Origin of the sequence: Halobellus sp. (assembly GCF_042218505.1) — an archaeon.
Taxonomy (GTDB): domain Archaea; phylum Halobacteriota; class Halobacteria; order Halobacteriales; family Haloferacaceae; genus Haloquadratum.
The window spans coordinates 68,020-90,185 of the sequence record NZ_JBDGQZ010000008.1; the positions used below are offsets into that span (position 1 = coordinate 68,020).

At 64.4% G+C, this 22,166-nt stretch carries 17 protein-coding genes; 7 read left to right on the plus strand and 10 right to left on the minus strand.

Annotated features, from left to right (window positions below):
• Positions 1 to 27 precede the first annotated feature (27 nt).
• The 4 genes from ABEI27_RS02385 (at position 28) to ABEI27_RS02400 (ending at position 8,694) form a co-directional block, all read left to right on the plus strand.
• Positions 28 to 447, plus strand: a complete 420-nt coding sequence (locus ABEI27_RS02385; protein WP_375797817.1) for a PPC domain-containing DNA-binding protein — start codon at positions 28 to 30, stop codon at positions 445 to 447.
• Entirely contained in the window at positions 447 to 6,176 is a 5,730-nt protein-coding gene (gene polC, locus ABEI27_RS02390) for a DNA polymerase II large subunit (RefSeq protein WP_375797818.1), read from the plus strand. The genes ABEI27_RS02385 and polC overlap by 1 nt, the downstream gene beginning before the upstream one ends.
• A 373-nt stretch (positions 6,177 to 6,549) precedes the next feature.
• Complete coding sequence (locus tag ABEI27_RS02395) at positions 6,550 to 7,434, plus strand: hypothetical protein (RefSeq protein WP_375797819.1); 885 nt, start codon at positions 6,550 to 6,552, stop codon at positions 7,432 to 7,434.
• A gap of 69 nt (positions 7,435 to 7,503) precedes the next feature.
• Complete coding sequence (locus tag ABEI27_RS02400; protein ID WP_375797820.1) at positions 7,504 to 8,694, plus strand: hypothetical protein; 1,191 nt, start codon at positions 7,504 to 7,506, stop codon at positions 8,692 to 8,694.
• A gap of 345 nt (positions 8,695 to 9,039) precedes the next feature.
• On the opposite strand, the gene ABEI27_RS02405 is transcribed toward ABEI27_RS02400, so the two are convergent.
• Positions 9,040 to 10,197 (minus strand): cobalamin-independent methionine synthase II family protein, encoded by a 1,158-nt coding sequence (locus ABEI27_RS02405; protein ID WP_375797821.1) that lies wholly within the window; start codon positions 10,195 to 10,197, stop codon positions 9,040 to 9,042.
• Positions 10,198 to 10,538: 341 nt separating this feature from the next.
• Here ABEI27_RS02405 and ABEI27_RS02410 point away from each other — a divergent pair, with 341 nt between their 5' ends.
• Positions 10,539 to 10,844, plus strand: coding sequence for a ribbon-helix-helix protein, CopG family (locus tag ABEI27_RS02410; RefSeq protein WP_375797822.1), 306 nt, complete (start codon positions 10,539 to 10,541; stop codon positions 10,842 to 10,844).
• A 311-nt stretch (positions 10,845 to 11,155) separates the two neighbouring features.
• Complete coding sequence (locus ABEI27_RS02415) at positions 11,156 to 11,362, plus strand: cold-shock protein (protein WP_004978121.1); 207 nt, start codon at positions 11,156 to 11,158, stop codon at positions 11,360 to 11,362.
• 129 nt (positions 11,363 to 11,491) lie between these two features.
• Here the strand turns inward: ABEI27_RS02415 and ABEI27_RS02420 are convergent, their stop codons facing one another.
• From ABEI27_RS02420 to ABEI27_RS02455, 8 genes are all read right to left on the minus strand, one after another.
• Positions 11,492 to 13,039 carry a sulfatase gene (locus tag ABEI27_RS02420; protein WP_375797823.1) on the minus strand — a complete coding sequence of 516 codons (1,548 nt, stop codon included), beginning with the start codon at positions 13,037 to 13,039 and terminating at the stop codon, positions 11,492 to 11,494.
• A 65-nt stretch (positions 13,040 to 13,104) separates the two neighbouring features.
• Positions 13,105 to 13,464, minus strand: coding sequence for a NifU family protein (locus tag ABEI27_RS02425; RefSeq protein ID WP_375797824.1), 360 nt, complete (start codon positions 13,462 to 13,464; stop codon positions 13,105 to 13,107).
• A gap of 134 nt (positions 13,465 to 13,598) precedes the next feature.
• Positions 13,599 to 13,988 carry a ferredoxin Fer gene (fer, locus tag ABEI27_RS02430; RefSeq protein ID WP_375797825.1) on the minus strand — a complete coding sequence of 130 codons (390 nt, stop codon included), beginning with the start codon at positions 13,986 to 13,988 and terminating at the stop codon, positions 13,599 to 13,601.
• A gap of 140 nt (positions 13,989 to 14,128) precedes the next feature.
• The gene (locus ABEI27_RS02435) at positions 14,129 to 15,286 is read right to left on the minus strand and encodes an anion permease (RefSeq protein WP_375797826.1); all 1,158 of its coding nucleotides are present in this window, start codon (positions 15,284 to 15,286) and stop codon (positions 14,129 to 14,131) included.
• Positions 15,287 to 15,355: 69 nt separating this feature from the next.
• On the minus strand, positions 15,356 to 16,660 hold the full coding sequence (locus tag ABEI27_RS02440) for an O-acetylhomoserine aminocarboxypropyltransferase/cysteine synthase family protein (RefSeq protein ID WP_375797827.1): 1,305 nt from the start codon (positions 16,658 to 16,660) through the stop codon (positions 15,356 to 15,358).
• A 271-nt stretch (positions 16,661 to 16,931) separates the two neighbouring features.
• A complete protein-coding gene (locus ABEI27_RS02445; protein ID WP_375797828.1) occupies positions 16,932 to 17,291 on the minus strand; it encodes a hypothetical protein in 360 nt (119 codons plus the stop codon).
• A 46-nt stretch (positions 17,292 to 17,337) separates the two neighbouring features.
• Positions 17,338 to 18,588, minus strand: a complete 1,251-nt coding sequence (locus tag ABEI27_RS02450) for a homoserine O-acetyltransferase (protein WP_375797829.1) — start codon at positions 18,586 to 18,588, stop codon at positions 17,338 to 17,340.
• Positions 18,585 to 19,916, minus strand: a complete 1,332-nt coding sequence (locus ABEI27_RS02455) for an O-acetylhomoserine aminocarboxypropyltransferase/cysteine synthase family protein (RefSeq protein WP_375797830.1) — start codon at positions 19,914 to 19,916, stop codon at positions 18,585 to 18,587. Before ABEI27_RS02455 ends, ABEI27_RS02450 begins: the two co-directional genes overlap by 4 nt.
• A gap of 136 nt (positions 19,917 to 20,052) precedes the next feature.
• Between ABEI27_RS02455 and ABEI27_RS02460 the strand changes: the two genes are divergently transcribed.
• Entirely contained in the window at positions 20,053 to 20,619 is a 567-nt protein-coding gene (locus tag ABEI27_RS02460; protein ID WP_375797831.1) for a sugar O-acetyltransferase, read from the plus strand.
• Positions 20,620 to 20,687: 68 nt separating this feature from the next.
• Here ABEI27_RS02460 and ABEI27_RS02465 read toward each other — a convergent pair whose 3' ends face one another.
• Complete coding sequence (locus tag ABEI27_RS02465) at positions 20,688 to 21,893, minus strand: pyridoxal-phosphate-dependent aminotransferase family protein (RefSeq protein ID WP_375797832.1); 1,206 nt, start codon at positions 21,891 to 21,893, stop codon at positions 20,688 to 20,690.
• Positions 21,894 to 22,166: the final 273 nt, after the last annotated feature.

Sequence of the window (22,166 nt, forward strand, 5' to 3'; positions counted from 1 at the left end):
TTGTCCGACTCCCACAAGAGGGTGGGTATGCACTACCGCGAGGTCGAATCGACCCGGGAGTTCCTGCTTCGACTCGAAACAGGGGCCGACTGGCGCACGGAGATCGAGGAGTTCGCCGACCTCGAAGGCATCGACGCGGCGTGGTTTCAGGCGATGGGGGCCGTTCAGGACGCCGAAGTATGGTTCTACGATCAGGATGACCAGGAGTACCAGTCGGTGACGTTCGACGAACCCCTGGAGGTCGCCGCCTGCGTCGGTAACGTCGCCGACCTCGACGGCGAGCGCTTTGCGCACACTCACGCTGTGCTCTCGCGGCGGAGCGGTCAGGCGCTCGCGGGCCACCTCAGTTCGGCGACGGTCTTCGCAGGTGAAGTCCACCTCCGCGCGTTCGACGAACCGCTTGAACGGGCCCACCACGAACCGACTGATCTAGACCTCTGGCTGTAATGCGCGGCGACGACGAGCAGTACTTCGAGCGGATCGAATCCCGTCTCGACCAGGCGTTCGAGCGGGCAGCGCGAGCGAAGGCGCAGGGGCGAGATCCCGAACCTGCAGTCGAAATCCCGATCGCGAAAGATATGGCCGACCGGGTAGAGAACATCCTCGGGATCGACGGCGTCGCCGAGCGCGTTCGGGAGTTGGAGGGCGAGATGTCCCGCGAGGAGGCCGCGCTGGACCTCGTCACCGACTTCGTCGACGGCACTGTCGGGGACTACGAGGGCCGCGCCGGGAAGATCGAGGGCGCGGTCCGGACCGCTGTGGCGCTACTCACCGAGGGCGTCGTCGCCGCACCGATCGAGGGCATCGACCGCGTCGAGATTCTGGAAAACGACGACGGCACTGAGTTCGTGAACGTCTATTACGCGGGCCCGATCCGCTCTGCGGGTGGGACCGCCCAGGCCCTTTCTGTGCTGGTCGCCGACTACGCTCGTTCACTGCTCGACATCGAGGAGTACTCAGCCCGTTCCGACGAGGTCGAGCGCTACGCGGAGGAGATCGGCCTCTACGACAAAGAGACGGGCCTCCAGTACTCGCCGAAAGACAAGGAAACGAGGTTCATCGCCGGGCATATGCCGATTATGCTGGACGGCGAGGCCACCGGCGACGAGGAGGTTTCGGGCTTTCGGGATCTCGAGCGCGTCGACACCAACGCCGCCCGCGGCGGGATGTGTCTCGTTCTCGCGGAGGGGATCGCACTCAAAGCCCCGAAGATCCAGCGCTACACCAGAGGTCTGGACGAAGTCGACTGGCCGTGGCTACAGGACCTCATCGACGGGACGATCGGTTCGGACGCAGAAGGGGCAGACGGGAACGCCGACGACAACGAGCAGTCCGACGGCGGCAACGCGCCTGCAGACGAGGATAGCGAGGGTGCCGAGGGCGCAGGCGACGTCTCCGATCCCGATGCTCCGACCGGATCACCGCGGCCGGATCCGTCGACGAAGTACCTCCGAGACCTGATCGCCGGTCGTCCGGTCTTCGGCCATCCGAGCGCTGACGGTGGCTTTCGCCTCCGCTACGGCCGCGCTCGCAACCACGGCTTCGCGACCGCCGGCGTCCACCCCGCGACGATGCACCTCGTCGACGACTTCCTCGCGACCGGCACCCAGATCAAGACCGAACGGCCCGGAAAGGCCGCCGGCGTCATCCCGGTCGACTCCATCGAGGGGCCGACGGTGAGACTGGCGAACGGCGACGTGCGGCAGATCGACGACCCCGCGGAGGCGCTCGAAGTCCGGAACGGCGTCGAGAAGATCATCGACCTCGGCGAGTATCTCGTCAACTACGGCGAGTTCGTCGAGAACAACCACCCGCTCGCGCCGGCCTCGTACGTCTACGAGTGGTGGATCCAAGAGTTCGAGGCGGCCGGCGGACCAGTCCAGGCGCTCGCGGACGATCCGAGCGTGGATCTCGACCACCCGACGCCCGAGGAGGCGGCCGAGTGGGCGACCGCCTACGACTGCCCACTTCACCCGGATTACACGTACCTCTGGCACGACATCTCGCTCAACGAGTTCGAGGCCCTCGCCGATGCCGTCCAAGACGGCCGGATCGTCGCTGCCGAGGCCGACGGCGGACTCGTCGACGCCCCGACGGATCGAGATGACACTCCACGCACGTCCAGTGGCGACGACGCACTCGTCGTCGAACGTTCCGATGCGATCGCACGCACGCTTGAACGCCTGCTCGTCGAACACACCCAGAGCGGGGATACCATCGAGGTACCCGAGTGGCGGGTCCTGGTTCGATCGCTCGGCTTCCGAATCGACGGGGGGGCGCTCGAGCGGACCTGGACCGCGAGCGACCTCTCCCCGCAGGCCCACGAGTGGGACGACGGCGAGAACGCGCTCGAAGCCGTCAACGAGGTCGCGCCCTTCAGGATCCGGGAGCGCGCGCCGACCCGCATCGGCAACCGGATGGGCCGCCCCGAGAAGTCCGAGTCCCGTGACCTCTCGCCGGCCGTCCACACGCTCTTCCCGATCGGTGAGGCCGGGGGGAGCCAGCGCGACGTCGGCGAGGCGGCGCGGGCCCGGGACGACGAGGGGAAGAAAGGCATCGTCGACGTTCGCGTGGGTGACCGACTCTGTCCCGAGTGCGACACCCACACGTATCGAACGCGCTGTCCCAACTGCGAGATGCACACCGAACCGCACTACGAGTGCGAGGAGTGCGGCCAGGTGATCGAACCAGACGACTCCGGGCGCGTCCACTGCGACCGCTGTGAGCGGGACGTCGAGAGCCCCGAGTGGTTCTCGATCGACGTCGGCGAGGAGTACCGCGAGGCGCTCGAACGCGTGGGTGAACGCGAGTCGGCCTACGACATTCTAAAAGGCGTTCAGGGACTCACCTCGTCGGACAAGACGCCCGAACCGATGGGGAAGGGCGTGCTCCGGGCGAAGAACGGCGTCACCTCGTTCAAAGACGGCACGGTCCGATACGATATGACAGACCTTCCGGTCACGGCGGTTCGCCCCTCGGAACTCGACGTGACCGCCGAGGACTTCCGCGACCTCGGGTACGAGACCGACATCGACGGCGAGCCGCTGGAGTTCGACGACCAGCTCGTCGAATTGAAAGTACAGGACATTGTCCTCTCTGACGGCGCGGCCGAGCATATGCTCAAGACCGCGGACTTCGTCGACGACCTGCTCGAACAGTTCTACGGCTTGCCCCCCTTCTATGAGGTCGAAAAGCGCGAGGATCTGATCGGCGAACTCGTCTTCGGGATGGCCCCGCACACGTCCGCTGCTGTGGTCGGCCGGGTTGTCGGCTTCACCTCCGCGGCCGTCGGCTACGCGCATCCGTACTTTCACGCCGCGAAGCGGCGTAATTGCTTCCATCCCGAGACGAAGGTCTGGTACCGCGACGAGGAGGACGAGTGGCACCACGAGCCGATTCGCGGTCTCGTCGAGCCGCGACTCGACGACCCCGACGAGGACGACTTCGGCACGCTCGTCCAGGAACTCGACGGCGACGTGTACGTCCCGTCGATAACCGAGGACGGCGAGGAGGTCCCGAAACCGGTCGAGGCGGTCTCGAAACACGTCGCGCCGGAGCATCTCGTACGCGTAGAGACGCGGAGCGGGCGGGAGATCACAGTTACTCCCGATCATCGACTCTGTCGGAGGGACGGCGGCGTAGAGAAGATTGAGGTGACGGAGTTGGCTCCGGGCGACTGCCTCGCAGTCCCGGGAGATCCACCAATCGGCGACGTCGCAGCCGCTGATACAGCAGAGCCGGCATATGCCGACGGCGGACGTGAGACGGACGCCATCGCGACGATCGAGTACGTCGAACGCGACGTCGATCACACGTACTGTCTGACTGTCCAGGATACGCACACATTATTGTCAAATTCTATTTATTCAGGTCAATGCGACGGCGACGAAGACTGCGTGATGCTTCTTATGGATGGCCTGCTGAACTTCTCGAAGTCCTATCTCCCCGACAAGCGCGGTGGAAGCGTCTCAGCGGGCGCTCGGCTCGTCGCGGTCGCTCCCGATGGAGAGGTCCACTTCACCACGTTCGACGAGTTCTGGAATGAACTCGATAGTCCCGTCGAACACGACGGGAAGTTCCGGAAGAAGACCTGCGTTTCCGAGGGGTGGCAAACGTACGCCTTCGACAAAAACCACGAAGCGTCTCTAAAGCCCATTCAAAAAGCGATTCGGTACCGAGCCGACTCCGACGAGTCGCTTGTCCGAGTCGAGACACAGTTCGGCCGTTCGCTCGACCTCACCGAGCATCATAGCCTCTTCCGGTACGATGAGGGGATCGAAGAGGTAGCGGGAGCCGACCTCGAACCCGGTGATCTCGTTCTTGCACCGCAGACTCTCGGGATTGAGCCGACGGAGACCACGATCGACGCGCTCGACGCCGTTGAAGACCCGTACGTCTTTCTCGACGACTCGATCGAGGCGTTTCTGACCGACGTGTGGAACGACGCGGAGCGAAGGGACTCGACCCGCGTCGCGTTCGACGGGGGACTCTCATATCGGTTGTCGAAGCCGAAACTGTCCAAGGGAACGATCGATTCGGTCGATAAGGCGTCCGGATCGAATGTTCCGGAGGACGTCGAAGTCGGTCTGAAGGGATCATCTGACGGAATCGAACGATTCATCGATGTCGATGAGGACTTCGCCTGGCTCCTCGGTATGTTCGTCGCCGAGGGATCGCTGTCCGGAGTCAGACCGACGATTCATAATAGCGAGAAAACCCTCGTCGATCGAGTCGTCGGCGCGAGCAAATCCGCCCTCGGCGCGACGCCGAGCGTTCGGTGGTCGAACAGAGCCTACGAGATTGCCTTTCCTGCGGTGTTCCGCGAGGTTCTCTACGATATCGGATTCGAAGACGCCGACTCGTCCGATTCGAGCGAGAAGGTGGTCCCGGACTGTATCCTCCGTGCGGCGGACGACGTTGCGCTCGCGTTCCTGCGAGGGTTCATAGCAGGGGACGGAAGCGAAACGGCGGACGGGAATGTGACAACAGTCGCGTGTTACACGACGAGTGAAGACGTCAAGGACGGACTCGTCTTCCTCCTCCATCGGTTCGGGATCGTCGCAAACGTCTCACACAGGGAACGCGACGAGTCCCGACAACCCATCTATACAGTCTCCGTTTCTGGTGGTGCGTCCGACAACCAACTCCAACGCATCTTCGACGGCGACGAGCCGTATCAACCCAAGAGTCTCGTTGTCTCGATTCCGGAGGCGCTGTTCGAGATTCGGGAGATGGACATCGAGGGCATCAAGCAACTGATCCCGGAGTATCTGAAGCGTCGAAAGAACGTCTCTCTCGAAAAACTACGGGAAATAGTGGCGGCGATCGAGGGTCGCGATCTCCCTGAAAGCGCACGTTCGAAGCTCGATTCGATCCGTCCGCTAGTGGATGGAGACCTCTCGTACCTCAGGGTGAAAACCGTCGATCGAATCGACTACGACGGATATCTCTACGACCTACAGGTCGGAGGGGATCCGGTCTTCACCGCCAACTGGCTCTATGCACACAACTCGATGGACGCACCATTGGTGATGTCCTCGCGGATCGACCCCAGCGAAATCGACGACGAAGCGCACAATATGGACATCGTCCGGCGGTATCCCCTGGAGTTCTACGAGGCGACTCGCGAGATGGCCGATCCGGGTGCGGTCGAAGACATCATCCAGTTGGGCGAGGACACACTCGGCACCGATGATGAGTACCGCGGCTTCGACCACACCCACGATACCACGGACATCGCACTGGGCCCAGACCTCTCGGCGTACAAGACGCTCGGATCGATGATGGACAAGATGGACGCGCAGCTGGAACTCTCCCGCAAACTGCGGGCCGTCGACGAAACTGACGTCGCCGAGCGCGTCATCGAATACCACTTCCTCCCCGACCTGATCGGAAACCTCCGAGCGTTCTCCAGACAGGAGACCAGATGTCTCGACTGCGGCGAAAAGTACCGACGGATGCCGCTGACCGGCGACTGTCGAGAGTGCGGCGGTCGCGTCAACCTGACAGTCCACGAGGGGTCCGTGAACAAATATATGGACACTGCCATCCACGTCGCCGAGGAGTTCGGCTGTCGGGAGTACACCAAGCAACGACTCGAAGTGCTGGAACGGAGTCTCGAATCGGTGTTCGAAAACGACAAGAACAAGCAGTCCGGGTTTGCGGACTTTATGTAGAATCAGGCGTTCGTCCCCGTCTCACTCTCATACTCCGGTAAATGTGGGTTATTGCACAGGCGAAATGCGCTATCGACAACCAGATAAATCGACGGGGAGCCGCCTTCTCGACAATCGCCTGTCTCTCAGTCCATAGGCGGCACTCTGTGGCCATAGTGCCGTTGATCCACCAGGAAAGACGCCCGCTCTGCGTGTGCGACGTTTGGGTTGCGGCATCGAGAGCGTCCCACCGCAGAGCACGCTCTGTCAGCACCTCAGTTGTATCATCTGACAGAAATCGTGGGCTTCGTGATACTCCCGCTTGGAGGCCTCAGACGCCGTCCCACCCGGGCCGAGTCAAAGTATATGTTATCAGCCCAGAAATAGGCGCGCTATGTCCGGGCATAAAAGGAAGGAGCGGTCCGGTGGGTCGAGTCGGCGGCGCGTCCTTGGCGCCTTCGCCGCAGGCGTGTTGGCCGGTGGGGGCGCGGCGACAGCGTGGTTCCAGACACGCCCGGACGAGCAACCGACCGAGCCGGGACCGACACCTGAGCCGACGCCAGCGCCCACTCCCACCGACGCGCCGGAGCCGACAGCCCCGACCATCGTGCGGCGGTACGCGCCAGACCTGTACTTCGGCCGGCTTGAACAGTGGTACCCGACCGACCCCACTGAGTTACTCGGCGCCGGCGATAGCGTTCTGGATGGGTTCGACGCGCTCGATAACTACGCCGCGGCCTTCACCAACTCCAGGTCGCCGCCGTGGCCGACGGTGTTTTACAACGTGGTCGAGGACGCCGGGAGTCCGGGTATCGACGCCATCCAGTACTGGATGTACTCGGCGTTCGATCAGTTCACGGTGAACTTCCACTGGCACGACTGGGAACTGCTCCAAGTGTTCGTCGACCGTGAGACGGGAGCGCCCCTGCTGCTGTCGGCGAGCGCTCACTCCCGGACGGTGCCCAACAACGAGTATGCCAACCCGCCTACCCCGGAGGAGCGTCGGCCCGGGGTCCTGTTGGAGGTCGGCTCTCACTCCAGTGCCAGCGAGACAAACGCCGTCGTCCCGACGTTCGAACGGGTCCCGTCCAGTGACTGGGGTTCCGACATCACAAACGATGCCGTCAGTATCTCGACGCGGGTCCGTGCCCCATTCGCCTACGGCCTGCCACGCGACGAGGGGGCACGGCTGCCGTTCGTACTGCCGGAACTCGACGGCCAGCCGCTGGACGAACATCCGGACCTGTCGGTCGACCGCGGGGATTTCATCGACGAGTGAGTCACCGTCAGTTCGTGGAACGGCCTCCCGCGGCCACCCGCGGACATCCCAACTCGGGAGTCGGGGCTCGTGCTGACCAGTTCCGAGAGCCAGACCGACGGCGACGTCGCGTACGCGCTCAAACCGATGGCGCGGGTCCGTGCGGCCGTCGGCGACTTCGTGGGTCCACAGTTGAGCTTCGAGTTCGCCGTGCCGGGCTTTGCCGAGGACCGACTCGCTAGCCACATCACGTCGGTCGGCACCCCGTGGGAGCAGCCACGCTTTACTGACCCATTGACCGATGTGACCGACCCGGACCACCGCCGCAGTATCGCCGGCGAGGTGTCCGGTGGGCTCACCAATCGTGTCGTCGGCAGAGTGCGACAGCTCCGGGCGGGCGCCGAAGGAACCGTACCGCAGGTGAGCGACGACGCCCGATCGGCCCTGGCAGACCAGATTCCCGTCTCGCTGTTCGGGGTGCCGGTCGAGGCCGCCGTCAGGTTGGCCAGTCCGGACCCGGTCGCGACAGTCACCCGCGGCGGCGTCTTCGGCCTGCTGCGCGTCGAGCAGGGCGACCACCTGCTGGTGGTCAACGGCCCTGGCTACGCGCCGGTCGCCGAGCGGTTCGACCACGATGGCGGACTGGTCCGTGCCGGCGCTGGCGGGGAACTCACCGTCGTCGCCAGCGAGGACGCCGCGACGATTCGGGGCGACGGCCGCGCCGCGAACGGTGTCGAGCGCGTGCGAGTCATCGAGGACTACGCCGGCACGGTGTACGACGGTCGCCCGGTCGAGCCGGACCGGTACAAGATTCCGGTCCACCGCGCGGGGACCTACACGGTTGCGGTGGTTGACGGGAACGGGCGGCGTGGCGCCTACCGCGTCACTCCTGCCGACTTCGGTGATGCCGACGACACCATCAGAGAGGTCGTCACAGCGGGCAAGGGGTCGCTAGTCCGCTCACTGGCGGCGTTTCTGAGAGACCTGCGCGACCTCGCGGGACGTCTTGCAGAAGAAGATGGGGCGAGGGGACAGGTGATCGAACTGCTATCGAGTGCGCTGACGGCCGTCGAGGACGCGGTCGCCGCTACCGAGGAGGGTGCGGCCGTGCGGTCGAACGACCGACTCCGTGCGGCCGTCGATGCCCTCCAGCGCGCCCAGGAAACCCTCCAGAGTGACAACGAAGACGGCTACACCGACAGTTCAGTGGCTGCGCTCGACCCCCGTATCGGTCGCGCCATCGAAGACGCCCAGGTGACCATCGAGACGCCGATCGGCTAACTGCGCTCACCCGAGATGTGTTCGCCCGCGAGTCCGATTCCGAATCCGGCCTTCCGCCCGGAGCGTCGCCCAACTGGACGGCCGGTTTCACTCTCGTTCGTGAAGAACGAACAGTCCGGGGTTGCGGACTTTTCGGAGCACCTTTTTCTGCCGGGAGATGCCGCTATGCTCGTAGTCGCGCGCCTCGCGGTGCAACAGCGGATACGGCCGACCCGCAATCGCACTGCACCCGAAACACAAGAGCGACGAATCACATCCGCCGTGTGTCGTGCGACAACTTTTGTGGAGCGATATACCGCGCCAGCGGGGACCAGGTTCGAACGGGGAACAGGGAGTAGACGGCCGTCAGAACACCCGCTCGGAGGCGAGTTCCGCGCCTTCGACGAGTGACTCGAGTTTCTTCCAGGCAATCTCCGGGTGTACCGCGCCGAACCCGGCAAAGGTCCCGAGGCCGCAGTCCGCGCCGGCGACGATTCGCGTCGGGTCACCGATCGCGTCGACGAAGCGCTCGATGCGGTCGGCGATGACGGCCGGCGGTTCGACGTAGTTGACGGTCACGTCGATGACGCCGGGGACGAGCGTCCAGTCGTCAGGGAGTGAGTGCTCGGCCAGCAGGTGGTAGTCGTGCTGGTGGCACGGGTTTGCCTGTTCGAGGAGCAGTCCACCGACGTCGGCGTCCGTGAGATGCGGGAGCACCTTGGCGAGTGGGATGTCGTGGTGGTGCGGCCCCTCATAGTTCCCCCAGCAGGCGTGGATCCGGACCTGGTCTCGGGGGATCCCCTCCAGTGCATCGTTGAGCGCGTCGATGTGGGTTTTCGCGACATCGACGAACTCCGCCTCGGACCGATCCTTGAATTTCAGATGCCGGCCACCCAGGAGGTCGGGAGCGTCGATCTGCAGGGTTGCACCGGTCTCGGCGATGAGTTCGTACTCCTGTCGGATCGCACCGGCGATCGCCTCGGTGAAGGCCTCGTGGCTCTCGTAGTGCTCGTTTCCGAGATACGAGGCGACAGCCCCGGGCGAGGCGGCGGTCACGAACGTGTCCTCGAAGTCGGCGTCGACTGATTCGATCGCCTGCTCGAAGTGTTCGTACTCGTTGCGTGTCTCGGCCTCGCCGTCGTACTCAATCGGGCCCGTCACGGCGGGAATCGTCGCTCCCGGTTCGGACCACTCGCTGAACGTCGGCACCTCGCGAGCGTACTCCGGGAATGCTTCGAGGTCGGCCCACTGAATCGCCGGCGACTCGCCGTCGAATCCGGCAAGACGGTCGACGACGTAAGTCACGAACGAGAGGCGGTTCTGCTCGCCGCCGGAGGCGACGTCGATCCCGATTTCGTCCTGGCGACGGACGACTGATTCGGTCGCCTCCCGAACCGCCTCGTCGAAGGCGTCGCTGTCGATCGATTCACCGGCCTGTCGTTGCTGGAAGAATTTCAGGAGCGATTCCGGACGGGGCAGGCTCCCGACGTGCGTCGTGAGGATTCTGTCGTTATTGGCAGTCATCTGACGTTCACAGACGTACCGAGGGCCTCGATCGGTTTTATATTAGTTATAGCACATAATTTTGCCACTAAATATACTTGGAGGTAATTTCGTGACAGAAGAACTGTCCGATGCGACGAGGGCAGTGACTTCCGGTAGGCTGGGCATCAGCAACGTAGTCGGCCGCAGCAGGGATTGATCGGAACTACGTCGCGTGGCCAGAATCGGAGGAGTGGTACGGGTATCCCGTCACCCGACCTCGTCGAACCATCGGGTTGGGTCCGAACGGGTGGGCGGCTCAGAGACGCGCCCCGACGCTACGGTTATTAGTGTATACAGAAATCAGAAGCGTACAGAAGATAATGAGTAAGATCAAGGTCAGTTTTCGGATCCCTACGGAACTTGTCGAGAAGACCAGCGTTGCCGCCAAGGTTACACAAAAAAGCCGGGGAGAGATCGTCACGGAGGCGCTCCGAGAGCATCTTGCAGAGATCGAAGACGAGGACTCGTTCACGGAGGACGTGTTCGACCTCTATCTCGATGGAGAGGTCAGTTTCGGGACGCTCGACCAGTTTCTCGGCCGGCAGGACACCGAATCGGTCCGCGTCTCGAAGACGCTGCTCGATCAGGGGCAACCGCCCGCTGACGAGCGAGCAGACGAGGAGTAGGTCGCGATAGTCGTGTTACTCATCACGACGACGCACCGACCGTCTCACCGGTTCACCCTGAGCGCACCCAGGACTAACACCAACCCGACGATTTTCGAGAGTTGATTGATCGCACTGGCCCCGATTTCGCTCCCGATACCGGCAAAGACGACAACTCTCCGAGCAATACTGCGCGCAGGTCCGTTCTCGGGCGTCGGCCTCCCGGTGTCGGGTGATACGGGGAGTCGGAAGGGACAGGAACTGCAGTGCCGGGTCGTGGTACCGCGACCCTCGCAAGGGTTATGCCCAAAACCGGGTTACCTTTGTATGCAATGGCACACGGCAAGGTTGATTTCTTCAACGACACAGGCGGTTACGGGTTCATCTCGACTGACGACGGCGACCTCGACGACGACGAAGACGTCTTCTTCCATATGGAAGATGTCGGCGGCGAGGACCTCACGGAAGGTACCGAAGTGGAGTTCGACATCGAGTCCTCACCGAAGGGCCCGCGTGCAGCGAACGTCGTCCGACAGTAACGTTCAGACACATTCGTCGCGTCAGCAGTGACCGGCGATTTGACTTTTCCAACAGCTGTATGCTGAGCCGAGGGTATCTCAGTTCCATCTCCACGTCATATATACTTCCTCCGCCCAGTGCTGCTGTGGTTACTCCAGGTATCCGAGTTGGCGGAGGCGCTTCTGGGCGTCGTCGTCCATTTCCTCGACAGTCTCGTCGGAGACGTCGTCGTCCAGCGCATCGGTCCACGCGCCGCCGACCGCAGACTCGAACTCCGAGAGCGTGTCCGCGACCTCAGCGATGGCTGGGTCGTCCGCGCCCGCGAGGTCGTCGGTCTCGTCGGGGTCGGCGTCCAGCCGGTAGGCCTCGTCGTTGATCCGATCGATCCTGACGTACTTCGCGTCGGTCCGGCGCGCGGCTCGCATCCGCGAGTAGAAGCGTGAGTTCTCGGGGAGCGAGATGCCGGCGTCGGCAGCCTTCTCCTCCAGTTGCTTGAGTTCGACGACCGGACGGGAGTACTCGATGAACGCGCACGCCCCATCGCCGCGCTGGCCGGGGTCGCGGTCCGCTCCGGGGACGTACTCGAACTCGCGGTATGAGCCTGCGAGCAGCGACCGCGTCCGATCGAGCGCGACGGCTTCCTCACCTGCTGCTGCGGGCGTTCCGCCGTCGACGTCGAGCGCGTCGAGAACCGTGTGATACAGGTCGATGAGTTCGACCTGATCGTCGCGCCGATCCGCTTCGAGAGCGGGGTGTTTGACCAACAGCGGGACGTTCACCAGCGGGTCATACAGGCAGAACTCGTGCCCGTAGAGGTCGTGTTCGCCGTGGAGTTCGCCGTGGTCGGCGCAGACGACGACCATCGTGTCGTCCCACTGTCCTTCGGCTTTCAGCCAGTCGAATAGCCGCCCCAGTTGGGCGTCGATGTGTGCAATCTCGGCGTCGTAGAGGTTTCGGATGTCCGTCCACTCGGACTCGTCGATGTCGCGAGCGCCCGAGTTGTACTCTTTGGAGTTCTGACAGACGGCCATAGAGTCGACGCCGGGAGCGAACTCCGCGGCGAACTCGTCGGGTGGGTGATACGGTAGGTGCGCGTCCATCAGGTTGATGAAAGCGAACGAGCGGTCGCTGTCGGCGATGAACGCCTGCGTCTGGTCGATCACGGCAGGCGTCTTCGAGTCCGCCCCCTCCCCGCCAGCGAAGTACTCGTGTGCCGTGTTCCCGAGGCTGACGAGTTTGTCCGCAACCGCGCGGAGCGCCTCGTAGTCGTTCATCGTCTTCCAGGCGCGCGCGAGCGGCCCCGAGAGGAAGTCGCCGGGCATCACCTCGAAGAAGTTGTCCTGCTCGTCGAAGCCATCGGTGAGGTGGGTGTACGGGGTGATCCACGCGTTCGAGGAGTAGCACGCGGTGTCGTAGCCCGCGCGTGACAGCGTCTGTGCGAGCGTCGTCGCACCTTCCAGATACGGGTTCTCCTGGTCTGCGCCGTGCTGTGAGGGGTACATCCCCGTGAACAGCGAGGCGTGCACCGGCAGCGTCCACGGTGCGGGTGCGACCGCCTGCTCGAAGACTGTCGCTTCGTCGGCGAAAGCGTCGAGATTCGGGGTCGTGTTGCGGTCGTACCCGTAGGGGGTGAGGCGGTCCTTTCGGACCGTATCCATCACCACGAAGAGGACGTTCTCGGGCGATTCAGTAGACATATCCACCTCTCGCGGCCTGGGCGTCAAAGAATCACCGGTCCCGGGCTGGGAGTCGAGTGGGTTATTTAGAATGGGGCCTGCGGGCCTTCGTTGCTATCACCCTCGTCGTCCGACGTCTCGCCGGGGAAGGAGGGAGACGTTCCGCCCTCGTGGCCACCGCCGCCCATACCGGTGTCGGCGTGGACGGTTTCGATTTCGGGGATCTCCTTGACCATCCGGCTCTTGATCGCCTGGATGGTCATCGGGGAGATGCCACAGCCCGAACACGCCCCACCGAGTTGGATCGACACTTCGCCGCTCTCGCGGTCGAGGTGCTGAATGGCGGCCGAGCCACCGTGCATCTGAATCTGCGGGAAGTTCCGGCGCAGGAAGTTCGTGACACGCTCTTTCAGGTCGTCGTCGCCGCCTGCAGCGTCCGTGCTCATAGAATCAGGTTCGGTACCGATGGGCTTAGGCCTTTGGTTCGGTGCACTCGGCGACCCACTTGCGGCTGTCGGGACTGTCTGTGTAAGAAATGGAAGGTTGGTCCGCCGTACGATTCAGTCGCCTCGTGGCGAGTTCAGATGACGCGGTTCTGGAGGTAGTCGAGGTGCTTCGCGTTGTAGACGATCTGGACTTCGTCGGCGGCCGGCGACCCGATGCAGGTCAGACGGACGTTCTTCTCAGAGACCTCCTCGTCGGAGAGAATCTGTTGCATATCCATATCGATTTCGCCCTCTTTGAGGATCGATGCGCAGTTCGCACAGGCACCCGCGCGGCACGAGAAGGGCCAGTCGTAGCCCTGCGCCTCTGCGGCTTCGAGAATGTATTCGCCCTGGTTGACTTCGAGCGAGCCGTAATCCTCGTTGTCGAGGCCTGCGTCGGCGGCCTTGTCGAAGAGTTCGTCGTCGTCCATCTCCCAGCCGTGATCGTCCAGCACTTCGTAGTTGAGGTATTCTACGGTAGGCATCTCAACTGAAGGTTAGGATGCCACCCAATTAGACTTTGCTGTTCAGTGTTCAACCCGATACCGCCAGCGTCCAATAGTTAGGGGGTCGATAGCAGCTATTTCCCACTTGTGTCGACACGGGTCCACCGGGATCGCATCCGTCACAGCGGAACGGCAGCGAACAGAACGTACGAGGCCGCGGCAGACAGACTGGGGGTGAGGATCCAGAAGAAGATCACCCGGCCAGTCGTCCCCGGATCGAACAGGTCTGTCCCGGCGAGGTCGCCGGAGGATTCCTCGCCCATCGCGGGCACTTCCTCGGCCGTTTCGGTGGTCAGCGCATCGACAGAGAACTCCGGGGTGTCGCCGCCGAGCGCCTCTCCGAACGTCACCGTCCGGGTCGCTCGCCCCCAGCCCAACCCGACGATACACATCGTCGCCGAGACGGCGAGACTCGCCGGGATTCCGAGATACGACAGCATCGTTATCAGCGACGCCGACACCGTCTCGACGACGAGTGCCGCGAGGATGGGCAGTTCGGTGAGATCGTTGCCAACGGTGTCCAGCGTCCGCCGCGCGATAGTGAACGCCCCGACACCGATCGCGCCGACCGCGAGAAAGATCCCGTTGTCTATCGACAACGCGCCGTTTCCGACGAGCGGCGCAACCGCGTTGGCCGCGTTCGATGCACCTGCGGAGTAGGCCATATAGCAGGCGATGAGCACGACCAGGGCGACGCTGCCGAGTTCCCGCAACGTCGTGTTCGGTCCGAGTTGCGGACGCGGCACGGCACCCCCGTTATCGAACAACAAGATCGGCCCCGGCGAGCGGTCGAGTTTCAGTTTGGCGTCGAGATAGGGGTAGACGTACCGGCCGATCACAGCGCAGACCCAGAAGGCAATCACCGGCGCGACAATCCACCACGAGACGATTTCGAGCATCACGGCCTCGTTCAGGGTCCCGGAGGCGATCCCCAGGCCCGCAATCGCGCCGACGGCCGTCATCGACGTCGATGCGGGAACGCCGAACGTATTCGAGATCAGAAGCGCGAGTCCGACAAAAAAGAGCACCGCCACGCTCGCTGCAAGGGAGAACTGGCTCTGGGGGACGATCTGGCCTCCCATCGTCTCGATCACCTCGCGGCCGGCCGTCCACGCGCCGAAGAGGGCGAATCCGGTCATCAACGCGGCGGCACCCAGTTTCGAGACGAGGCCGCTCCCGACCGCAGGGCCGAATGCGACGCCGGTCGAGGAACCGCCGATGTTGAATCCGACGAACACCGCGACGAAGAGGCCGAGGAACAGAAGCGGTTCGATCACACACGTCGTTCAGCGGACGAGGAAAAAAACGTCACCATTGAGCGCGACGCACCGAGCGCCGGAGGTGTCTCAGTTCGTCGCGGACACGAGCGCCTGATCGAGGTCCGCGATGATGTCGTCGACGTCTTCGATGCCGACCGACAGGCGGACCATATCTGGGGTGACGCCGGCGGCGGCCTGTTCTTTTTCGGTCAACTGCTGGTGCGTCGTCGATGCGGGGTGGATCACGAGCGTCTTCGCGTCGCCGACATTGGCGAGTAGCGAGGCGAGTTCGACGTTGTCGACGGTGTCGCGGGCGGCGTCGTAGCCCGCTTCGAGACCGAAGGTGATCATCCCGCCGTAGCCTCCGTCCAGATACTCGGAGGCCTCCCCGTGGGTCTCGTGGTCTTCCAGGCCGGGGTAGTTGATCCAGGAGACCTCGTCGTGGGCCTCGAGGAACTCCGCGACGGCCATCGCGTTCTCACAGTGACGTTCCATCCGCATCGGCAGCGATTCGAGTTTTTCGAGCGTGTTCCACGCGTCGAACGGCGACTGTGCGTTGCCGAGGTCGCGGAGGCCGCGCGCGATGGCGGCGTAGGTGAACGCTGCGTCGCCGAACCGTTCGGCGAAGTTGACGCCGTGATACGCCGGGTTGGCAGCGCCGATCTCGGGATACTTCTCGGCGTTTTCGGCCCACGGGAACGATCCGCCGTCGACGAGGACCCCACCGATCGTCGTCCCCGCACCGTGGATCCACTTGGTCGTCGAGTCCCACACGAGGTCCGCGCCGTGCTCGATCGGCCGGCAGAGGTACGGCGTCGCGAACGTGTTGTCGACGAACAGCGGAACGTCGTGATCGTGGGCGATCTCGGCGACCCGCTGGATGTCGGGCGTCACGAGCGCCGGGTTCCCGATCGTCTCGAGATGGACGTAGGCGGTGTCCTCGTTGATGGCCTCCGCGTAAGCCTCGTAGTCGAGGGTGTCGACGAACTTCGTCGTGATCCCCCGCCGTTCGACGGTGTGGGTGAAGTACGTGTAGGTGCCGCCGTACAGCGACGACGCTGTGACAATGTTGTCGCCGGCGGACGCGAGGAGGAACGTCGCCAGGTCGAGCGCGGCCATCCCGGAGGCGGTCGCCGCGGCACCGATACCCCCCTCGAGCGAGGCCAGACGCTCCTGCAGCGTCGCGACTGTGGGGTTCATCAGGCGACTGTAGATGAAGCCCTCCTTCTCCAAGGCGAACTGCCCCGCAGCGTCTTCGGCGTCGTCGAAGACGTACGAGGTGGTCTGATAGATCGGCTGTGCCCGCGCGCCGGTGGCCGGGTCGACCTCCTGTCCTGCGTGGAGGCTTCGCGTCCCGAACCCGAGTGGCTTTTCGCTGTCGTCGTCTGTCATACCGCGTTCTTCTCGGAGCGGTGTCCTAACCGACGGGACGTGTGCAATTTCCGCCGCTATCTGCGACGCTGTCAGCCGATCAGGTGGTCACCGAATTCATATCGGCTATCGGACAGGGAAGCCGCGTCGTGAAAAGCGGCCGATATAGAGAGCCGTCGTGCGGAGAAGCAACCGTACAGAGCGCCTGTTAATCGGGTCTCGTATAGTGCGGATCCCTCTCCGTGTAGATTCGTCCCGATGTAGACCCGTCGCTGTACGGATCAAATACCACTCAGACCGACCGCACGCCGACTGATGCACCCGCGAGGAACGCGGCGGCCGCCACAGTGCCGATCCCGAGCGCGTTCACGGGCGTGTGACTGCCGACGGCGATCAGGCCGACCGCGACAACGAGCGCGACCCCGCCCACGGAGACTACGATCGGCCGGCCTCGATCGACGAACACGGCAGCACCCGCGAGGACGAATGCGACGCCGAGGATTCCGACCACGGTGCCGACGTCGCCACGGGCGAGTAGTTCGACATCGGGCGCGCCGGTCGTGGGCGCGAGCAGGCCGGACCACGCGAGGAAGCCGCCAGCGACGGCGATGAGAAGGCCGACGAACCGGGCGACGAGGTCGGTGGGGCTCATAGATACGAGGAGGTGGCAGACTCAAAAGTGCGTTCGGGTCCGACGCTCATTGGCTGAACAGCGAGGCGTGGACGGGCGCGAAGTCGCTGCTGGTCTCCGTCTCGCCGGCGTCGGTGTCGTGGACAGCGCGTCCCTCGATGCCGGCGTCGAGGAAGTCCCGGAGCGGCGGGCCGACCTTCTCCGGTTCGACGAGGAAGGCGTCGTGGCCGTGATCCGATTCGACCACGTGGTGGGCGACCGGCGTATTGTTCTCGCGGAACGCGCTCGCGACGGTTTCGGACTGCTCGGTCGTGAAGTGCCAGTCGCCAGTGAACGAGAGCAAGAGCGCCTCACCCTCGTAGGCGGCGAGTGCGCGGGCGTCGTCCTCGTAGCCCTCCGCGAGGTCGTAGTCGTCCATCGCGCGGGTGAGATACAGATAGGAGTTGGGGTCGAAGCGGTCGACGAACTTCTCGGCCTGGTAGTCGAGATACGACTCCACGTCGCGGTACGGGAAGTAGGCCGCCGCCGGATCCGACGGGAAGGAGTCTCGGCGGGCGTCGCGGCCGGCGGCGCGGCGCCCGAATTTGCCCTCCATCGAGGACTTCGAGAGGTACATCACGTGCCCGATCTGCCGCGCGAGTGCGAGTCCGTCCGTCGGCGATCCCTCCGTGTCGTAGTATTCGCCGCCGTTCCAGGCCGGATCAGTCGTGATCGCGCGTCGGGCGATGGCGTCGAGCGCGAGACACTGAGCGTCCAGGCGCGCGGCGGCCGCCACGGAGACGACGTAGCGGACGTCGTCGGGGTAGCGCTTCGCCCAGTCGAGGACGTTCATCCCGCCGACACTGCCGCCGACGACCGCGTGAAGTCGGCCGACGCCGAGTTCGTCGAGGAGGAGGCGCTGTGCGCGCGTCCAGTCGGCGACGGTTACGGGCGGGAAGTCGGGACCGTACACCTCGCCCTCGGGGTCCTCGGAGGCCGGTCCCGTCGTACCGTAGCACGACCCCGGGACGTTCGCGCAGACGACGTAGTATTCGTTGGTGTCGATCGCCTTCCCCGGGCCGACGATGTCGTTCCACCACGCGCGGGCTTGCCCGGTGGTCTCCGAACCGTATCCGGCGACGTTCTGACTGCCGGTGAGCGCGTGGCAGATCAAGACTGCGTTGCTGGCGGACGGCGTCCGGTCGGTCGCGGCGCTCGGCTCCACACCGCCGCCGTCGAACTCGCCGTACGATTCGTAGGCGACTTCGAGGTTCTCGATCTCGTCGCCGGAGGCGAAATCGAACCGCCCGAGTTCGACGGTTCCGCTGTCTGTCTTCATTTGCTTTCCCCCGAGTTCGTACGCTCAAGCGAAACGCTTTCGGTCGCCGTTCGGATGGCGCGATCGAGATCCGCGATGACGTCGTCGGTGTCCTCGATCCCCACCGACAGGCGGAGCATATCGGGACTGAGGCCCGCAGCGCGCTGTTCATCCTCGGTCAACTGGGCGTGCGTCGTCGAGGCGGGGTGGATCACGAGCGTCTTCGCGTCGCCGATGTTCGCCAGGAAGGACGCGAGATCGGTCTCCTCGCAGGTCCGCTTGGCCGCCTCGAAGCCGGCGTCGAGACCGAACGTGACCATCCCGCCGTAGTCGTTGCTTCCGCCCTCCTCGGGACCCAGATACCGCGTCGCGTTCTCGTGGGTCGGGTGCGACTCAAATCCCGGATACGACACCCACGCGACGTCGTCGTGGTCGCGCAGGAACTCGGCGACGGCGCGAGCGTTCTCACAGTGTCGCTGCATTCGAAGGGGAAGCGTCTCCAGTCCCTGGATCGTCTGCCAGGCGTCGAACGGTGACTGCTGGTTGCCGAGGGTCCGGAGCGCGCGCTGGCGGACCGCGTTAGCAAAGGCCGCCTCGCCGTACCGCTCGACGAAGTCGATGCCGAACGCGGGGTTCTCGCCGGAGAGTTCGTCGTAATCGGCGTGCTGCCAGGGGAAGGTTCCGCCGTCGATCAGAATCCCGCCGACGGTCGTCCCGGATCCGTGGATCCACTTCGTCGTCGACTCCCAGACGAGGTCCGCGCCGTGTTCGATCGGTCGGCAGAGATGGGGCGTTGCGAAGGTGTTGTCGACGAACAGCGGCGCGGCTGCGGCGTGCGCCACGTCCGCGAGGCGCTCGAAGTCGGGTGTCTTGAGCGATGGGTTCGCGATCGTCTCGACGTGGACGTACGCGGTGTCCTCGTCGATCTCGTCGGCGAAAGCCTCGTAATCGAGGGTTTCGACGACCCGGACGTCGATGCCGCGGCGCGTCGCCATCTTAGTCAGATAGGTCGCGGTCCCGCCATACATATCGGCGGCGGCGACGACGTTGTCGCCCGCGCTCGCGAGAACGCTGGTTGCCGAGTCGAGCGCGGCCATCCCGGAGGCGGTCGCGACTGCGGCGACGCCACCCGCGAGCGCCGCGAGGCGCTCTTCGAGCATCCGCGTCGTCGGGTTCGAGATCCGCGAATAGACGTCGCCGTCGGCCTCCAGCGCGTAGAGGTCCGCCGCGTGGTCGGCGTCCTCGAAGGCGTAGGAGGTCGTCTGATAGATCGGCGGCGCGCGAGCGCCCGTCGTCTCGTCCGGCTCCTGACCGGCGTGGAGACTCCGGGTGTGGAACCCATCGACCATACTATGTATATTATGCATATTCTTTTGAGGTCTTATAACCGTCGGTTACGGCCGGAGCGTGTGCGGATCGGTTGCATCCATTACGGCCGGTACTCCCTTCGAAAGAACCTATCCGGTTCCGCGATGGCCAGCGCGTATGGATGCCGAGCGCGAGAAGATGCTTCGCGGGGAGTTGTACGACGCCAACAACGCCGACTTGATCGCCGCCCGGAACGAGACACGGGATCTCACAGATGAGTACAACCGGACGGCGGCAACGGAGACGGATCGCCGCCGGGAACTGCTCGAGGAACTCCTCGGCGCTGTCGGGGAGGAATGTCGCATCGAACCGCCGTTCCGCTGCGACTACGGCGACAACATCTACCTCGGGGAGTCGTTCTACGCGAACTTCGACTGTGTCGTTCTGGACGTGTGCCCAGTGACAATCGGCGATGGCTGCCTCCTCGGTCCGGGCGTCCACATCTACACTGCGACCCACCCGCTGGATCCAAAAAAGCGGGCCGAGGGGCTCGAACACGGAAGTCCGGTCACTATCGGCGACAACGTCTGGATCGGTGGGCAGGCGGTACTCAACCCCGGCATCACCGTCGGCGACGGCAGTGTCGTCGGGTCGGGCGCGGTCGTGACGACAGACGTCCCGGAGGACGTGGTCGTTCGGGGGAACCCAGCGACGGTGATAAAAAGCCTGTCGGCAGACGACTGAGCGGTCCCTGAACCGTTCGCTCGGAGGATGAGACTCGGACTCCAGTCGAAAGGGACCTGCGCGGCCGCTCAGTCGTCCGCCGAGGCCGGTTCGGCCACGTCGAGTTCGCTGCGTGCGGCCGCGATTCCGGCGTCGACGTCGACGTCGACGCCCGCGTCGTCCATCGCCTCGCCCACAGTCCGGACGCCGCGGAGAATCGCGCGGTCCGGAAGGCCGCCCATATTGCTCACGCGGAAGATGGTCCCACCGAGGTGTGCCTGACCGCCGGAGATGCTGACGTTCCGCTCGGCGACGCCGTCGAAGAACGCATCGGCGTCGTCGCCACGGACCGGTTCCGGAAGTGAGACTGCGGTGACGGTGTTCGAGAGGACAGTCACGTCCTGCGCGTCGGCGAAGAGTTCCAGACCCATCGCGGTGAAGCCGGCGCGGAAGGCTTCGGCCTGCTTCCAGTGCCGCTTGATGCGGGCCGCCATCGTCTCCTCGACGATGTCCTCGACGGCGACTGCCATCGCGCGAAACAACGGCACGGCGCTCGTGAACGGCGTCTGGTGGGAGTCGGCCTTGCGAAGGTGCCAGTCCAGATCCTCGTAGAACGGCGCGGACTCGCCGTCGAGGGCATCTTCGACCTCCTCGGTGACGTACATCGCGCTGATGCCCGGGGGAGCCGCCAGCGCCTTCTGGGCGTCGGTAACGGCGATGTCGACGTTCCAGGCGTCCAGGCAGAAGACGTCGCCACCGATCGAGGTGACGCCGTCGAGGACGAAGCGGGCGTCGTGCTCGGACGCGATGCGACCGACGGCAGCGGCAGGGTTGAGGAGGCCCGTACTGGTCTCGTTGTGGACCATCGTCACGACGTCGGTGTCGTCGGTGATGGCCGCCCTGACGTCAGCGAGCGGGATCGACTCGCCCCACGGCACCTCGACGCGGGTCACGTCCGTGTACCGCTCGGCAATGCGAGCGAACCGCCGGCCGAACTTCCCGTTGACGAGCGCGACCACGTGGCCGCCGTCCCCAACGAGGTTGGCGACGGCGGCTTCCATCCCCATCGTGGCCGTCCCGTTGAGGAGGAGCGTCGTCCCGCCCCCGGCGGTCGCGGTGGACGTGCCGTCGGGAGTGGACTCCTCGAAGATGTAGTCGAGACCGTCCTGTGCTCGCTCGTAGACCGCCTCGAACGCCGCGGACCGGTGCGACACCATCGGCTCGTCCATCGCCGCCGACACCTCGTCGGTGACGGGCACCGGACCCGGGTTGAGGAGCAGGAAGTCCTCTTCCATACGCGCCGATTGCAGCGCGCCGGGATAAGCGATACGGGTTTCCGCCGGCACAGTGGGCGCTCGCCGGGCGCTTCACCTGAAATTTCGGACTCGTATTCGTGAATCCATCCGCGTGCGTGTATCCCCCCTCGCGCTTGTCGTGGTCCACGACGCGTGGTTCTCGTCTCGGCGCGTGACTCCCGCCAAACGCGTGGTTCGCACTCCGACGCGTGGCTCCTCCCCCGGCGCGTAACGCCGACGAAGCATCTAACTCCGCGCCGGTCTCTCTTCGAA

Coding starts and splice junctions, on each gene's coding strand:
- ABEI27_RS02425 (WP_375797824.1), bottom strand. CDS start 13,464: ATGAGCACGGACGCTGCAGGCGGCGACGACGACCTGAAAGAGCGTGTC.
- ABEI27_RS02395 (WP_375797819.1), top strand. CDS start 6,550: ATGTCCGGGCATAAAAGGAAGGAGCGGTCCGGTGGGTCGAGTCGGCGG.
- ABEI27_RS02410 (WP_375797822.1), top strand. CDS start 10,539: ATGAGTAAGATCAAGGTCAGTTTTCGGATCCCTACGGAACTTGTCGAG.
- ABEI27_RS02440 (WP_375797827.1), bottom strand. CDS start 16,660: ATGACAGACGACGACAGCGAAAAGCCACTCGGGTTCGGGACGCGAAGC.
- ABEI27_RS02385 (WP_375797817.1), top strand. CDS start 28: ATGCACTACCGCGAGGTCGAATCGACCCGGGAGTTCCTGCTTCGACTC.
- ABEI27_RS02465 (WP_375797832.1), bottom strand. CDS start 21,893: ATGGAAGAGGACTTCCTGCTCCTCAACCCGGGTCCGGTGCCCGTCACC.
- ABEI27_RS02445 (WP_375797828.1), bottom strand. CDS start 17,291: ATGAGCCCCACCGACCTCGTCGCCCGGTTCGTCGGCCTTCTCATCGCC.
- ABEI27_RS02415 (WP_004978121.1), top strand. CDS start 11,156: ATGGCACACGGCAAGGTTGATTTCTTCAACGACACAGGCGGTTACGGG.
- ABEI27_RS02460 (WP_375797831.1), top strand. CDS start 20,053: ATGGATGCCGAGCGCGAGAAGATGCTTCGCGGGGAGTTGTACGACGCC.
- ABEI27_RS02405 (WP_375797821.1), bottom strand. CDS start 10,197: ATGACTGCCAATAACGACAGAATCCTCACGACGCACGTCGGGAGCCTG.
- polC (WP_375797818.1), top strand. CDS start 447: ATGCGCGGCGACGACGAGCAGTACTTCGAGCGGATCGAATCCCGTCTC.
- fer (WP_375797825.1), bottom strand. CDS start 13,988: ATGCCTACCGTAGAATACCTCAACTACGAAGTGCTGGACGATCACGGC.
- ABEI27_RS02450 (WP_375797829.1), bottom strand. CDS start 18,588: ATGAAGACAGACAGCGGAACCGTCGAACTCGGGCGGTTCGATTTCGCC.
- ABEI27_RS02455 (WP_375797830.1), bottom strand. CDS start 19,916: ATGGTCGATGGGTTCCACACCCGGAGTCTCCACGCCGGTCAGGAGCCG.
- ABEI27_RS02420 (WP_375797823.1), bottom strand. CDS start 13,039: ATGTCTACTGAATCGCCCGAGAACGTCCTCTTCGTGGTGATGGATACG.